The sequence below is a fragment of the Paenibacillus sp. Y916 genome, assembly GCF_056786435.1.
Map to the genome: position 1 here is coordinate 213,345 of NZ_JBXCJA010000001.1, position 15,571 is coordinate 228,915.

Annotated in this window: 14 protein-coding genes; 13 read left to right on the plus strand and 1 reads right to left on the minus strand. The window is 42.5% G+C overall.

Going from position 1 to position 15,571, the window contains the following annotated elements; all coding sequences use genetic code 11:
• Nucleotides 1-43: 43 nt before the first annotated feature.
• The 12 genes from hemW (at nt 44) to AC1TO9_RS01005 (ending at nt 12,826) form a co-directional block, all read left to right on the plus strand.
• Nucleotides 44-1,240, plus strand: coding sequence for a radical SAM family heme chaperone HemW (hemW, locus tag AC1TO9_RS00950; RefSeq protein WP_482054636.1), 1,197 nt, complete (start codon nt 44-46; stop codon nt 1,238-1,240).
• 74 nt (nt 1,241-1,314) lie between these two features.
• The gene (locus tag AC1TO9_RS00955) at nt 1,315-1,776 is read left to right on the plus strand and encodes an N-acetyltransferase (protein ID WP_482054637.1); all 462 of its coding nucleotides are present in this window, start codon (nt 1,315-1,317) and stop codon (nt 1,774-1,776) included.
• A gap of 109 nt (nt 1,777-1,885) precedes the next feature.
• Nucleotides 1,886-2,917 carry a heat-inducible transcriptional repressor HrcA gene (hrcA, locus tag AC1TO9_RS00960; protein ID WP_482054638.1) on the plus strand — a complete coding sequence of 344 codons (1,032 nt, stop codon included), beginning with the start codon at nt 1,886-1,888 and terminating at the stop codon, nt 2,915-2,917.
• 12 nt (nt 2,918-2,929) lie between these two features.
• Nucleotides 2,930-4,483 carry a TCP-1/cpn60 chaperonin family protein gene (locus AC1TO9_RS00965; RefSeq protein ID WP_482058166.1) on the plus strand — a complete coding sequence of 518 codons (1,554 nt, stop codon included), beginning with the start codon at nt 2,930-2,932 and terminating at the stop codon, nt 4,481-4,483.
• A gap of 79 nt (nt 4,484-4,562) precedes the next feature.
• Nucleotides 4,563-5,126: a nucleotide exchange factor GrpE gene (gene grpE, locus AC1TO9_RS00970; protein ID WP_482054640.1), complete on the plus strand. Its 564-nt coding sequence runs from the start codon at nt 4,563-4,565 to the stop codon at nt 5,124-5,126.
• 34 nt (nt 5,127-5,160) lie between these two features.
• On the plus strand, nt 5,161-7,002 hold the full coding sequence (dnaK, locus tag AC1TO9_RS00975) for a molecular chaperone DnaK (RefSeq protein ID WP_482054641.1): 1,842 nt from the start codon (nt 5,161-5,163) through the stop codon (nt 7,000-7,002).
• A 143-nt stretch (nt 7,003-7,145) separates the two neighbouring features.
• Complete coding sequence (dnaJ, locus tag AC1TO9_RS00980; RefSeq protein ID WP_482054642.1) at nt 7,146-8,270, plus strand: molecular chaperone DnaJ; 1,125 nt, start codon at nt 7,146-7,148, stop codon at nt 8,268-8,270.
• Nucleotides 8,271-8,426: 156 nt separating this feature from the next.
• On the plus strand, nt 8,427-9,398 hold the full coding sequence (prmA, locus tag AC1TO9_RS00985; protein WP_482058167.1) for a 50S ribosomal protein L11 methyltransferase: 972 nt from the start codon (nt 8,427-8,429) through the stop codon (nt 9,396-9,398).
• A 2-nt stretch (nt 9,399-9,400) separates the two neighbouring features.
• Nucleotides 9,401-10,084: a site-2 protease family protein gene (locus AC1TO9_RS00990; protein ID WP_482058168.1), complete on the plus strand. Its 684-nt coding sequence runs from the start codon at nt 9,401-9,403 to the stop codon at nt 10,082-10,084.
• Nucleotides 10,085-10,112: 28 nt separating this feature from the next.
• Nucleotides 10,113-10,877 carry a 16S rRNA (uracil(1498)-N(3))-methyltransferase gene (locus AC1TO9_RS00995; protein WP_482054647.1) on the plus strand — a complete coding sequence of 255 codons (765 nt, stop codon included), beginning with the start codon at nt 10,113-10,115 and terminating at the stop codon, nt 10,875-10,877.
• 2 nt (nt 10,878-10,879) lie between these two features.
• Complete coding sequence (mtaB, locus tag AC1TO9_RS01000; RefSeq protein WP_482058169.1) at nt 10,880-12,199, plus strand: tRNA (N(6)-L-threonylcarbamoyladenosine(37)-C(2))-methylthiotransferase MtaB; 1,320 nt, start codon at nt 10,880-10,882, stop codon at nt 12,197-12,199.
• 195 nt (nt 12,200-12,394) lie between these two features.
• Nucleotides 12,395-12,826, plus strand: coding sequence for an NUDIX hydrolase (locus AC1TO9_RS01005; protein ID WP_482054649.1), 432 nt, complete (start codon nt 12,395-12,397; stop codon nt 12,824-12,826).
• 49 nt (nt 12,827-12,875) lie between these two features.
• Here AC1TO9_RS01005 and AC1TO9_RS01010 read toward each other — a convergent pair whose 3' ends face one another.
• Complete coding sequence (locus tag AC1TO9_RS01010; RefSeq protein ID WP_482058170.1) at nt 12,876-13,853, minus strand: Na/Pi cotransporter family protein; 978 nt, start codon at nt 13,851-13,853, stop codon at nt 12,876-12,878.
• A 138-nt stretch (nt 13,854-13,991) separates the two neighbouring features.
• Here AC1TO9_RS01010 and AC1TO9_RS01015 point away from each other — a divergent pair, with 138 nt between their 5' ends.
• Nucleotides 13,992-15,365 (plus strand): class I SAM-dependent rRNA methyltransferase, encoded by a 1,374-nt coding sequence (locus AC1TO9_RS01015; protein ID WP_482054651.1) that lies wholly within the window; start codon nt 13,992-13,994, stop codon nt 15,363-15,365.
• The last annotated feature ends 206 nt before the right edge of the window (nt 15,366-15,571 follow it).

A 15,571-nucleotide genomic window follows, 5' to 3' on the forward strand; every position in this document is an offset into this window, starting at 1 on the left:
CTTTTCTAAGAAAAAATAAGTAAAATTTTGGGAGGTAATTATTATGGCTGAACTTCAGCATCATAAGCAAAATGTTTATCAGGGAAGCCGTAAACCTCAAGCGATTTATTTGCATATTCCTTTTTGCACCAATAAGTGTTTCTACTGTGACTTTAATTCATATGTATTGAAGGATCAGCCCGTAATGGATTATTTGGTTGCCTTAGATCGAGAAATGGAATTAACAGTTGCACACACTCCCCCGGGACAAATCAAAAGTATCTTTGTTGGTGGAGGAACACCGACAGTTCTGAAACCTGATGAGATGAAATATTTCCTGAACTCGGTACGTACTCATTTCCCAGACTGGTCAGATGATATTGAGTTTTCTATGGAAGCCAATCCTGGGACGACAGATTTGGAGAAATTGACAGTGATGAGAGAAGGCGGTGTGAACCGTGTTAGCTTCGGTGTTCAAGCATTTCAGAATAAGTTACTCTCAGACATTGGACGGATTCATAATACAGATGATGTCTATCACAGTTTAGAGAATGCCCGTAAAGCAGGATTTGATAACATGTCTATTGATCTGATGTTTGGACTTCCGAATCAGACATTAGAGATGCTGGCAGAGAGCGTGACAAAGGCGCTGGAGCTTAATCTAAACCATTATTCAATATATAGCTTAAAAGTAGAAGAAAACACGCTTTTCCATACGATGTATCAGAAGAATCAGTTGCCATTACCGCATGAGGATGATGAGCTTCAGATGTATCTTTTATTGATGGATCGGATGAAGCAAGCGGGCTATGATCAATATGAAATCAGTAATTTTTCCAAGCCAGGATTTGAAAGCAGACATAATATGACGTACTGGCTAAATGAGGATTATTACGGTCTTGGTGCGGGTGCGCATGGATACGTAGGTCGAAAGCGTCACATGAATATAAAAGGGGTCAATCCCTATGTCGAGGCAGTGAAACAAGGCCTCCCACGTCTAGATAGCTTTCTTATATCGAAAGAAGAAGCCATGGAGGATTTCTTAATGGTTGGATTACGAGTGCTCAAGGGCGTAACCAAAGCTCATTTCGAAGAACAGTTTGAAGTACAGATGGATGTCGTGTTTGCCAAGCAACTTGAGAAGATGGTGAATACGGGACTTCTTGACATGACCGATGAAGGTTATCGATTGAGTGATAAGGGAATATTGTTCGGCAATGATGTGTTTGGTGAATTCGTAGGATCGCTTGTGGAAAATTAACATCTTGAACTTTTATGCGTGCTGTTGTATATTTATTCATATTATTGTGCAGCATGTGTAAGGAGGAGAGCAGGATGTCGGCGGTATGCAGGAAAGCGGTTCCTGAAGATATAGAGTATCTATTTGTGATGATACAAGGATATGCTGAAAAGGGAATAATGCTTCCACGTTCACGTAAGGTGTTGGAACAACAACTGGATCAATTTATTGTAGCGGAGATCGATGGTCAAACTGTTGGCTGTGGATCATTATTCCAGCTAGGAAATGATTTAGTGGAGATACGATCATTAGGTATTGGGGAAGAGTATAAGGGTCGGGGAATTGGGTCCAAGTTAGTAATTGCCCTAATAGAAGAAGCTAGAAATCGGAAGATTCCCAAAGTGATGGCCTTAACATATGAAGTATCCTTTTTTATTAAGAATGGATTTGATGTGGTAGAGAAAGAAATTTTCCCTGAAAAGGTGTGGACTGACTGCGTCTTTTGTTGTAAACAGCATTGCTGTGATGAAATAGCTGTTCTAAAGATACTGAACTGACTTGACAACAAATAGGTCAGTTTGGTATTTTTATATTAGCAGTTAGCACTCAATGGTTGTGAGTGCTAACGATATGTTTAACAAAGATTGCTGCGAGGAGGAGAAAGAGTTGTTAACTGAACGTCAAAGAATGATATTGAATGTTATTGTTGATGATTATATTCGTTCTGCCGAACCTGTTGGTTCTCGCAGCATATCTAAGAGAGCTGATGTTGGGTATAGCCCAGCTACAATTCGTAATGAAATGGCTGATCTGGAGGAATTGGGATTTCTTGAACAACCCCATACTTCGGCCGGAAGGATACCATCCAATAAAGGTTATCGCTATTATGTAGATCATATGGCTCCTTGGATTGCGATTAACCCTGTTGAGCGCAATAAGATTAGATCCTTTTATGCAGAGAAATTAAATGCAATGGAACAGGTTATTCAGCACTCAGCTACAATACTTTCTCATATGACAAATTATACATCGATATTGCTAGGTCCAGAAGTATTCCATACGTCACTACGTCATTTCCAGCTGCTTCCACTCAATGAGACGACTGCGGTCGCTATCATCGTGACAAGTACAGGACAAGTAGAGAATAAGACGGTAGCCATCCCTCCAGGCGTCTCTGTTTCAGAAATGGAGAAAGTGGTGAATTTGCTTAATAGTAAGCTTGTTAACGTTCCGCTATTTAAGTTGAAATCTCGTTTATACTCTGAACTTGCAGAGGAACTTGCGAGATACACATCGCACTATGAAGAACTACTTATCGTTCTGGATTCTATATTGGATCGTGAGAGTGAACACCAAGTATACCTGAGTGGTACGACGAATATGCTTACGCAGCCCGAATTTAAAGATGTCGATAAAGTGAAAGCTGTTCTAGATCTACTTGAAGAAACACCGACCTTAATGAAGATGATGGATCCTAGTGCTAGTGGGAGTGGGATTCAGGTAAGGATCGGTACAGAGAATGATCATAAGGCATTCGCTGATTGTAGCTTGATTACAGCTACGTATTCATTAGAAGGAGAGTCTTTAGGAACTATTGGAATATTAGGGCCAACAAGGATGGAGTATGCCAGAGTCATGAGCATCATGGGGGTTATTTCTAAAGATTTGACAACACTATTGTCACACTGGTACAAATAGGGAGTGGAACAGATGAGTCAAGGACAGCAATCACTTCGCGAGGGAGAGGAACGCTACTCAACCTTGCTTAACAATAGTAATGCGGTCCGCGCGATTACTTCTGCGGTTGAGGGTACACTCGGTCCGAAGGGACTCGATGTTATGCTTGTCGGTTCCAGAGGAGAAGTAATCATTACCAATGATGGAGTTACTATTTTGGACAGAATAGATGTAAGTCATCCTGCAGCCAGTTTACTGATTCAAGTGGCAAGATCACAGCAAAGAAAAGTCGGAGACGGAACGACCTCGGCGATTGTGCTAGCAGGTGCGCTGGTACAAGAAGGTGTTGTGCAGATCATGAAGGGAGTTCCGGCTTCCAAAGTAGTCTCTGGTATGCAACAAGGCATTGAGTTTGCGATACAATCATTACAGCGTCGAACGAGAATGATTCAGGGGCTATATGATCCTTTATTGGAGAAGACTGCTTACGTAGCGGGTCGAGAACGTAGGGATATTGTGAGGCTAGTGATGGATGCTGCTTCCAAAGTAGGTGTGGAAAGAATGAAGGAACCCACATTTAACTTAGCGAACTGTGTAATTGCGATTGAGAAAGCTGATAACGAAGTATATGAAGGCTTGTTGTTACGCCAGAAACCGTTGCATTCTCGAGGGAATAAGGTACTGGAGGATGTCCGGATATTAGTACTTCAAGATGCACTCGAGCCAGAGGCTCTAGATGAAGAAGTATTAACTACGGAGGCTGGATTTGCGCGCTATATGGATCTGCGTGAACAGTTCAGTAGAGAATTACTAAGCTTACGTGAACTCGGGGTAGGCGTGATTCTATTGGAACGGGGCATCCATCCTGATGCCGAACAGTTCTGCATTGATCATGGTATACTAGTCATTCAGCGATTAAGCCGAGTTGATATTAACCGTGTATGTGAGATGACGAGGGCTGTTCCAGTAAGACGTACAGCGCTACATAAAAATTCTGAACAGCTACAGCTTGTATTAGGATACTCTCCTCAGGTAACTTATGATGAGGAGCTTGAACGTGTCCGTATGCAATCTCAAGCCAATAACCAAGAACCATTCGTTACTGTGGTCGTGGGAGCTAGCACGGCCGAAGTGGTGGGGGAATCAGCACGGATCGCAGGAGATGCGGCGTCAGCATTACAGGCTGCCGTATCAGGAGGCGTGCTGCCTGGTGGAGGTACAACTGAATTGGCCATTTCCTATGAGTTAGAGCGTCAGCGAGAAACAATCACAGGGATGGAAGCTTTCGGAGTTGCAGCTGTCGCAGCAGCATTAAGGAAGCCAATGTCACAAATATTGCTAAATGCTGGCTATAATCCTCTTGAGAAATTAGAGGAAGCACGCGCAGCTCAGCTTACAGAAGATTGCGACAGTATGGGGATTGATTGCGACACAGGTCATGTTATTAATTACGAGCTTGAGGGAATTGTTGATCCTGCGCTTGTCAAGTCCCATGGACTGAAAGCTGCTGGAGAAGTCGCAATGGCAATACTTCGTATTCATAATGTGATTAAGATGAGGGAAGAGGATGGACGGTTAAATGATTAGGAATACCGAACACCTCAGTGAACTCACACAACATAATCAAGTGATTGTATTCAAACTAGGTTAAGGAGGTGGAGACACCATGAAAGAGGAACAACAGGAAATAAATAATGTTTCAGAAGAAATAGAGACAGACATCGTAGAAGAAGTAAATCAGGAACAATCAAAGTCTTCGCTTGAACAAGAACCCGGTGTACGAACTGAGCTAGAGCGTCTGCAAGCTCTTGCTGATGAGAATCAACAACGTGTTCTGCGTGCCCAAGCTGATTTCGATAATTTTCGTAAACGTACACAGAAAGAGAAGGAAGATTCCGCTAAATATGCTTCTATCAAGCTAATCACGGAACTTTTGCCGATCATGGATAACTTTGAACGAGCGTTTGCTGTCGATGTTTCAAATGAGCAGGTGGAGTCTTTTTCAAAAGGGATGGACATGATTTTCCGTCAATTGGAAAGTACCTTACAGGCTGAAGGATTAACTGTTATGGAGACAGTAGGTCAGCCGTTTAATCCGGAGTATCATCAGGCTATTATGAAAGTGGAAAGCGACCTTTATCCAGAGGGAACTGTTGTTGAGGAAGTTCAAAAGGGTTATATCTTGAAAGATAAGCTACTTCGTCCAGCGATGGTTAAAGTTAGTGAATAATTAAGTTTTATATATAAAAAGGAGGAATTTTAAAATGAGTAAAGTAATCGGGATTGACCTAGGTACAACGAACTCTTGTGTAGCAGTTATGGAAGGCGGCGAGGCCGTTGTTATTCCTAACCCAGAAGGTGCACGTACAACACCATCCATTGTAGGTTTTAAGAAAGACGGCGAACGTATTGTTGGTGAAACAGCGAAACGTCAATCCATTACTAACCCTGACCGTACGGTAATGTCCATTAAACGTCATATTGGTACAGATCATAAAGAGAAAATTGATGATAAAGACTATACAGCACAAGAAATTTCTGCTATTATTCTTCAAAAGTTAAAATCAGATGCAGAAGCATATCTAGGGCAATCGGTAACACAAGCTGTTATTACGGTTCCAGCTTACTTCAATGATAGCCAACGTCAAGCTACGAAAGATGCTGGTAAAATTGCTGGTCTAGAAGTTCTACGTATCGTTAACGAGCCAACAGCAGCGGCACTTGCATATGGTATGGAAAAGTCTGAAGACCACACAATTCTTGTATATGACCTTGGTGGTGGTACGTTTGACGTATCCATTCTTGAACTTGGCGATGGATTCTTTGAAGTGAAAGCAACAAGTGGAGATAACCGTCTTGGTGGGGATGACTTTGACCAATTGGTTATTGACCACCTCGTAAGTGAATTCAAAAAAGATCAAGGAATTGATCTAAGTAAAGATAAATCAGCTGTTCAACGTTTGAAAGATGCTGCAGAAAAAGCGAAAAAGGAATTATCTGGCGTATTGACTACAACGATTTCCTTGCCGTTTATTACTGTAGTTGATGGCGTTCCACAGCATTTAGAAATGAACCTTACTCGTGCTAAATTCGATGAATTAACAAATTCATTGGTTGAGCGTACACTAGGACCTACTCGTCAAGCGCTTAGTGACGCAGGCATGACTCCGAATGATATAGATAAAATTGTTCTTGTTGGTGGATCTACACGTATTCCTGCTGTACAAGATGCCATTAAGAAATTGACTGGTAAAGATCCGCATAAAGGTGTTAACCCTGATGAAGTTGTTGCTCTTGGAGCAGCTGTTCAAGCCGGAGTTCTAACAGGTGAAGTGAAAGACGTTGTTCTACTTGACGTAACTCCATTGTCCCTAGGTATTGAAACTGCGGGTGGTGTATTTACGAAGATGATCGAACGCAACACTACGATCCCTACAAGTAAATCACAAGTATTCTCAACTTATGCAGATAACCAACCAAGTGTTGAAATCCATGTGTTGCAAGGTGAACGCCAAATGGCAGCAGGTAATAAGACCCTTGGACGCTTCATGCTAGGTGAGATTCCTCCAGCACAACGTGGTATACCACAAATCGAAGTTACATTTGATATTGATGCGAACGGAATTGTTAACGTATCTGCAACAGATAAAGGCACGAATAAGAGCCAAAAAATTACGATTACATCTTCAAGTGGCTTGAGTGATGAAGAAGTAGAACGCATGATGAAGGATGCTGAAGAGCATGCGGAAGAGGATCGTCAACGTAAAGAATTGATTGAAGCGAAGAATAATGCTGACCAACTTGTTTATTCGACTGATAAAGTCATTAAGGATCTAGGCGAGAAGATCGATGCATCTGAAATCGAAAAAGCTGAAGCAGCCAAAGAAAAAGTGAAAACTGCTTTGGAGACAGATAACCTTGAAGAAATTAACAAGGCTGCAGAAGAGTTGACAGAAATTGTTCAACAATTGTCTATGAAGCTGTATGAGCAAGCTGCCGAAGCAGAACAAGGTGCTGAAGGCGCAGCAGCTGACGGTGAAGCGAAGAAAGATAATGTAGTGGATGCAGAATATGAGGTTGTTGACGAAGATAAGAAACAAGAGTAACCTATAGAAGGTTTCCTTCATAAGTAGTACTTGGAGGAGAAAGGGAAGGTCAAAGCCGGGGCATCCCGTGCTTTGGCTTTCTCTTTGCGAGAATGGGATTGTAATTATTGATATGATAAAAGAGATGTTGTGGGGGTGGCAGAGTGGCTGGAAAGCGCGATTACTACGAAGTACTCGGTGTCAGTAAAGACGCATCGGATGAAGAAATTAAGAAGGCGTATCGTAAACAGGCACGAACATATCACCCGGATGTAAACAAGGCAGATGATGCTGAGGCCAAGTTCAAGGAAGTCAAGGAAGCTTATGATGTTCTGAGTGATGGACAGAAGAAAGCGGGATATGATCAATATGGACATGTCGATCCTAATCAGGGAATGGGCGGTGGCTTCTCTGGTGGTGGTGATTTTGGAGGCATGGGTGATATATTTGATATGTTCTTCGGCGGCGGCGGCGGAAGACGGGATCCGAATGCGCCACAACGGGGAAATGATCTGCAGTATACAATGACGATCGAATTTAAAGAAGCTGTATTTGGAAAAGAGAGTGATATTACTATTCCACGTACAGAAACTTGCGATACATGTTTTGGTTCTGGAGCTAAACCCGGTACGAAACCCAATACCTGTCATACATGTCATGGTAGTGGACAGGAAGAAGTTATTCAGAATACACCATTTGGCCGTATGGCCAACCGTCGTACATGTTCGACCTGTAGTGGTAGTGGTAAGATTATTAAGGAACGTTGTGGAAGTTGCCATGGGCAAGGAAAAGTTAAAAAACAACGTAAGATTCATGTTAAAATTCCTGCAGGTGTAGATGACGGAGCACAATTACGCATGACAGGTGAAGGTGAAGGCGGATTGCGTGGAGGTCCTTCAGGAGATCTATATATTGTCATTCGCGTGAAAAATCATGATTTCTTCGAACGTGAAGGGGACGATATTTACTGTGAGATCCCATTAACCTTTGCTCAAGTAGCATTGGGAGATGAGGTTGAAGTTCCGACATTGACGGAGAAGATAAAGCTCAAGATTCCGGCAGGAACTCAGACAGGTACGTTCTTCCGTCTTAGAGGTAAGGGTGTACCTCGTCTTCGCGGTGTTGGTCAAGGTGATCAGCATGTTAAAGTGGTCGTTATTACACCAAGTAATCTAAATGATGAGCAAAAAGAACTACTTCGGCAAATTGCTTCATTAGATGGTGAAAAGACACATGAGCATGAACAATCCTTTTTTGATCGTGTGAAGAAAGCATTCCGTGGAGATTGATTGTAACTACATTTCATGATGTCATATAAAGAAGGCTACGCTGTCCGAATAAGGATGGCGTAGCCTTTTACTATATATGTCATATTTTTTTGTACACCGATCCCTTTGTATAGTACAATGATAATTATGCATAGGTATGAGGGGGATAAGAACAACATGTTATGGCACGAATTTACGATACAAACGACAGAGGAATCCATTGAAATGATTTCTAATTTCCTGCATGAGGCAGGAGCTGGTGGTGTATCCATTGAAGAATCCGGAACGCTCAATAAAGTAAGAGATACGAAGTATGGTGAGCTGTATGATCAACCTTTGAATGACATACCCGAAGGTCAGGCTGTGATTAAAGGGTATTTCTCCATGGATATGGATATGGACAATGTTGTTCCTATAGTGAAGCAGCGGGTGGATGAGTTGAGCCAGTATGATATAGACACTGGTGAAGTTCGCTATGAACTGAAAGTGATTGATGAAGATGAATGGGCCAATGCTTGGAAGCAATACTTTAAGCCGATACGTGTCTCTAAGAGTCTAACCATTAAGCCAACATGGGAAGAGTATACTCCTGAATCTGAAGGAGAGAAGCTTATTCATTTGGATCCTGGGATGGCATTTGGTACGGGGACTCATCCGACCACATCTCTTTGTTTACGTACATTAGAGGACGTCATTCAGGGCGGAGAAGAGATTATTGATGTTGGAACAGGATCGGGCATATTAGCGATTGGTGCAATTCTTCTAGGGGCAAAGCATGTCTTAGCTGTTGATCTAGATCCAGTAGCAGTACATAGTGCGATGGAGAATACGGCATTCAATGGGATGGAAGGTAGCATAACGGTTAAAGAAAGCGATCTTCTATCTGTATTCAAACATCAGCAGGAGGGCGTGAATCTTGGTGTTACCGTGCCTGTGGATATGGTTGTTGCGAATATATTAGCAGAGGTTATTCTGTTGCTTATTGATGATGTGTACCAAGTATTGCAACCAGGAGGTGTTTTTATAACATCTGGAATATATAAAAATAAAGAACTCGTTGTTCAAGAGGCGCTTAAAGCATCCAACTTCGAAATCATCGATGTGAATCGTGAGGAAGAATGGATTGCCTTCGTGGCTAGAAAGAGGTAAGTATGGATTTTCTAAATGAAATATTGATTTATCCGATCGATAAAATGCCGTTTTTCTTAATTGCTATCGTGTTAGCTTTTACGGTGCATGAGTTCTCACACGCGTACTTTGCTAACAAATTCGGCGATCCTACGGCTAAACTATTGGGACGTGTAACGTTAAATCCAACCGTACATTTCGACTTGTTTGGAATTATATTGTTACTAATTGCAGGCTTTGGTTGGGCGAGACCCGTGCCAGTCAATCGTGATAATTTCGAGCGACCACGTCTAATGGGTGCAATTGTTTCTTTAGCAGGACCATTGAGTAATTTCGTGCTCGCTGTATTGGGGGCGTTTGTTTATGCAGGACTAATTCAATTTGACGTGTTAGGTTCAATTACGAATTTGAAACTAGCTGAGGCGATTGCGACCACGTTTTATTTTATTATTATTATGAACTTCTTTCTGTGTTTATTTAATCTTATCCCATTACCTCCATTGGATGGTTACCGTATACTAGAAGATGTTGTTCCTCGTGAAGCTAGTGCAAAGCTGAAGAAATTTGAACAGTGGTCCCTATTAATTTTTCTATTGATACTGTTCATTCCGGGGCTACGGGCTTATACGATAACCCCACTCTATGGAGCTGCTCAGTCGATGTATTTCAACTTTATTAATATGTTCATGGTTATGTTTGGAGGTTAATTACGTAAGGATAGGATGTTGATAAGCGATGCAACGATATTTCATATCTGTGGAACAATTCATGGACAACATGGTGGAGATTACAGGTGAAGATGCCCGTCATATTACGAGAGTAATGAGGGGGAAAGCAGGAGATAAGATCATTGTAAGTGATGGTCTATCGCGTGAAGCGGTGGTTGAGCTGGAGTCATTAGAGCAAGGTCTAGTTACTGCTAATATCGTTGAGCATCTCGACATGTTGCAAGAAGCACGTGTGAAGGTCACATTGGCGCAGAGCCTTCCCAAAGGGGATAAGATGGAGACGGTTATACAGAAGTGTACAGAGATTGGAGCTGTGTCATTTGTACCCTTTCTATCTGAACGTACGATCGTTCAATATGATGCTAAAAAGGAAGAGAAGCGTCTAGAACGATGGCGCAAGATTTGTAAAGAAGCGGCGGAGCAAAGTCATCGTAATATTGTTCCGGCGATAGAACCACCTCTAACATGGTCGCAGTTGATGAAGTCATTTAAGCTATATGATGCGGTATATTTTTGCTATGAGAAGGAGCAGGGATCACAACTGCGTGATGCGTTGCTACCATTTATACAAAGTGTTGAAGCAAGTAGTATACCTAAAGTGTTACTTGTTGTTGGACCAGAAGGTGGATTCAGTGAAGGGGAGTGCCGTAAAGCGGAGGAAGCGGGAGCAGTCAGTGTTGGACTAGGTCGTCGCATTTTACGCTGTGAGACTGCGGGGATGGTTGCCCTATCTTGCATATTATACGATTTTGGTGAAATGGGAGGAGTTTGAAAATGCCATCCATAGCATTTTATACATTAGGATGTAAAGTCAATTTTTATGATACGGAAGCCATTTGGCAACTATTTAAGGATGAGGGATACGAGCAGATCGATTACGAACAGACAGCCGATGTGTATTTAATTAATACATGCACCGTTACGAACACAGGGGATAAGAAGAGTCGGCAAATTATTCGTCGTGCAGTTCGTCGTAATCCGAACGCAATCATTGCTGTTACGGGCTGTTACGCTCAGACATCACCAGCAGAGATCATGGATATTCCAGGCGTAGATCTCGTCATTGGGACGCAGGATCGTGATAAGATAATTCCTTTTGTGAAAGAAATTCAGGAATCGCGTGAACCCGTTAACGCTGTTCGTAATATTATGAAGAATCGGGTATTTGAGGAAATGGATGTTCCTGATTTTACGGATCGCTCACGCGCTTTTCTCAAAATTCAAGATGGTTGTAACAATTTCTGTACATTCTGCATTATACCGTGGTCACGGGGGTTATCACGCAGTAGGGATCCGCAGAATATTATTAAACAGGCTCATCAGTTAGTGGAAGCTGGTTATAAGGAAATGGTCTTAACGGGGATTCATACCGGTGGTTATGGCGATGATCTTGATCAGTATGATTTATCCGATCTATTGATGGATTTAGATAAGGTAGATGGACTAGAACGGATTCGAATCAGTTCGATTGAAGCAAGTCAAATTGATCATAAGATGCTGGATGTTTTGAATCGTTCTACGAAGATGTGTCGTCATCTTCATATTCCACTTCAGGCTGGTGACGATGAAGTATTGAAACGGATGAGACGTAAATATACAACAGAACAATTTTATAATAAAATGGGATTAATTCGCCAAGCTATGCCGGATGTAGGTATTACTACAGATATTATTGTCGGTTTCCCTGGCGAGACGGATGAGATGTTCCGTAATGGTTATGATCTGATGAAGGCGATCCAGTTCTCGGAAATGCATGTGTTCCCATACTCTAAACGGACAGGCACGCCTGCAGCACGTATGGAGGACCAGGTGGATGAAGAGATCAAGAATGCACGGGTTCACGATCTGATCGACTTATCTGAACAGATGCAGCTTACCTATGCGAATAAATTTGTAGGGCAAGTTCTTGAGGTCATCCCAGAGGGAGCTCGTAAAGGTTCAGAAGGTTCAGGTAAATTACAGGGATTCAGCGATAACTATTTGCAGATGACTTTTGACGGACCAGAGGATCTTCAGCGTAAAATATGTCGTGTGGAAATGGTTGAAGCTGGTGTCAACGAGTGCAAGGGGAAGTTGATCAGTGTAGGTTCATAAATGAACTGAGATATGGATAAGGATTTCATTTTTCTGTTTCAGAAGATGAAATCCTTATATTTTTCTTGAAATATAAGGAAGTATAAGTTTCACTTGATACTCTATTCCTTATATTTCCGCTGAAACGGGTGCTGTCCTTACAAAGGACGGCGAAGCCGTTTCTACTTGATAATATGATATAAAGGGGTCATCAGCGTGGCATACAAACAATTTTCAGCAGGTGGCGTCGTATTTAAGAAAGAGGATGGGGAACTTCATATTCAGCTCATACTAGACCGTTATGGTAAAGTGTCGTTAGCTAAAGGGAAGATGGAGCAGGGTGAGACGATCGAGGAGACAGCTCTGCGTGAAATTGAAGAGGAGACGGGTATACTGGGAAGTATTGTCTCGCCTGTAGATATTATTGCGTATACGTACCAGAACCCTGTTCATGGAGAAGTGGATAAAGAAGTACATTATTATCTGGTGGAAGCGACAGGCGGTCATCTGAAGCCTCAAATTGAGGAGATAAATGAAGTATCCTGGTATACACCTGAAGAGGCTTGGCGTCGCCAGCAGCAAAGCGGATATCGTAATAACGATATCATTCTCAAGAAAGCTCTATCATTGTTAGGAATAAGTGTATAGGATGTTCAAAAGGTCATCTTTTGAACTCGATTTTATATAAGTGCGAGTCTTAGGATGAGGAACGATCGATCCTTTTCCAGATCGGAAGATAACATATTGGAAGTGCTATGAGCGAACAGAGGATATTGAATATCGTCTGTGAATGGGCAATTTGGCTACCGAAGTCGCTGGATAACCAAGCAGATACGTTATGTAATTGTTGAATAAAGGGCATGAATAATGCTGCACCACCTACATTCAGTACGACATGAGTCCAAGCGACAAATTTACCTGATGGAGAACTACCGGTAGCGGCGATGACAGCGGTGACGCATGTGCCTACATTGGATCCTAAGACGATGGCAATACCTACTTCTACGGGAAGGGCACCGGAACTTGCAAGTCCCATAGCCAGGCCAATGACAGCCGCACTACTATGGATTAGGGCAGTCAGGCATGCTCCGGCAACGACTCCCCAGAGTACATTCTGAGAGGCGCGTTCAATGAACCATCCGAAGACACCGTATGAATCTAATGCAGGTCCGATTGACTGCATGACACGGATTCCGAACATGATTAATGCGAACCCGGCTACGATGAGGGATATATATTGGGCAGGTTCGAAGAAATGCTTGTATTGGCGTAATTTCCATGGCGTATAATCATTTGCGATCACAGCAGCAGCCCATACTGTGATGGATATGAGGAGCAAAGGGGGAGCCAGTTGTCCTAATTGCAAACCCATTAATTCGGTTGTGAGGCAAGTGCCAATGTTGCTACCGAGAATGATACCAAGCGTTCTAGCATAGGTGAGAAGACCGGCATTTACGAGGCCTATGGTGATGACCGTAACGGCTGTACTACTTTGTAGAATGCCAGTAATGAAAGTACTGAATAGCATGCCTTTGAGGGGTGACGAGGTTGCCTTGCTTAGAAGAGAGGTTAACATGGGTCCAGCCCAGCGAGAAAGAGCGGACTCCATCACTTTCATACCAAGCAGAAAAATGGCCAAACCGTATAGTACAGGGAAGATAATAGCATGGAACATGGATATGATTCTCCTTTTAGAGGATGTTCAAAAAGTCCTTGAAATAATTATATGTCCGTGATTGGACAACCATGACAAACATGATAGAACCTGCGGTGACAAGCACCGATACAGGTACATAATAGGGAGTGAAGATGAATGGCATCAGTTATTTTACAACGGAGTCAGAAGAAGAGATTAGAACATGGACATCCATGGGTGTTCAAAAGTGAAATTGCAACAGTCGAAGGTGAGCCAGAAGCAGGTCAGTTAGTTAACGTACTAAACCACCAGAAAAGGTATATTGGGACAGGGTATTATAATCCTGCATCGCAGATTACGGTAAGAATCGTATCGTATCGTTCTATGGAATTCATGGATCAGGCCTTTTTTACGGAGCGATTCCGAAACTGTCTTCAACATCGTGAACGATTTACCCCAGGAGAGACTGCTTATCGATTGGTCTATGGCGAGGCGGATTTTCTGCCTGGATTAATTGTAGATCGATTCGGTGATGTGCTAGTGGTCCAATTGTTGACGCTGGGTATGGACAAGTGCCGCAATGACATTGTGGCATCTTTGATTGAAGTCATGCATCCCGAAGGAATATATGAGCGTAGTGACGTATCTGTCCGTGAATTGGAAGGTTTGGAACAAGTGAAGGGACCATTATATGGAGAATGTCCACGTCATGTGAATGTGCGTGAGAATGGCTTGGCCATTGTCGTGGATATCGTAGAAGGTCAGAAGACTGGATATTTCTTCGATCAGCGTGAGAACCGTGCTTCTATTGAACCTTTGATGACAGGGTGGGGTGGAAGAAGTGGTATTACTTTGCAGGATGTTGAGCAAGATGGCATGATTAAGAATTTGCCTGTGAACAAGAGTGGGGGCATCGTTACATTTCCTTACTGGGATGGGGCGACGGTACTCGAATGTTTCTCTCATACAGGTAGTTTCACGTTGCACGCTTGTAAATATGGAGCAAAGAAGGTCACTTGCCTAGATATTTCTCAGCATGCGATTGAAAGTGCTCAAGCTAATGTAGAATTAAACGGGTTCACAGATCGGGTAGAGTTTGTTGTTGATGATGCCTTTCAATATCTTCGTACACAGGTTAAAGGTGTAGAAGAGAGAGTGAGGCGTTCTAATACAGGGACAGGAAAGAATAAGATTGATACCTCCAAGCCGATGGCTACGAGTGAAGGTCGAACATGGGATGTGGTTATCCTTGATCCTCCAGCATTCGCGAAGAATAAGAGTGCAGTACAAGGCGCTTGTCGCGGGTACAAAGACATCAACCTCCATGGAATGAAACTTGTGAATGAAGGCGGATATCTCGTTACAGCAAGTTGCTCTTACCATATGCGTCCAGATTTATTTCTAGAGACCATACAAGAGGCGGCAGCGGATGCAGGTAAAATTCTCCGTCTAATCGAGTGGCGTGCTGCTGGTAAAGATCATCCGCAAATTCTAGGAGTGGATGAGGGTCATTATCTGAAATTCGCTATTTTTGAAGTGCGGAGTAAATAAAATGAATTATAATTTAGTTGGATTAGGAACAAGCTCTCTTCTGTAAGTGGAAGGGAGTTTTTTTGTTGGACGAATTAAATAAGGTCAATGATCCCCTGATATCTTTATTTATGCTTTGCAGGGAACAAAACCCAAAAAAAGTGGAAGTTTTCCCAATAAAGGGCTCCTTATGTCAGAAGTGCATAGGGGATATAATTATGGATGCG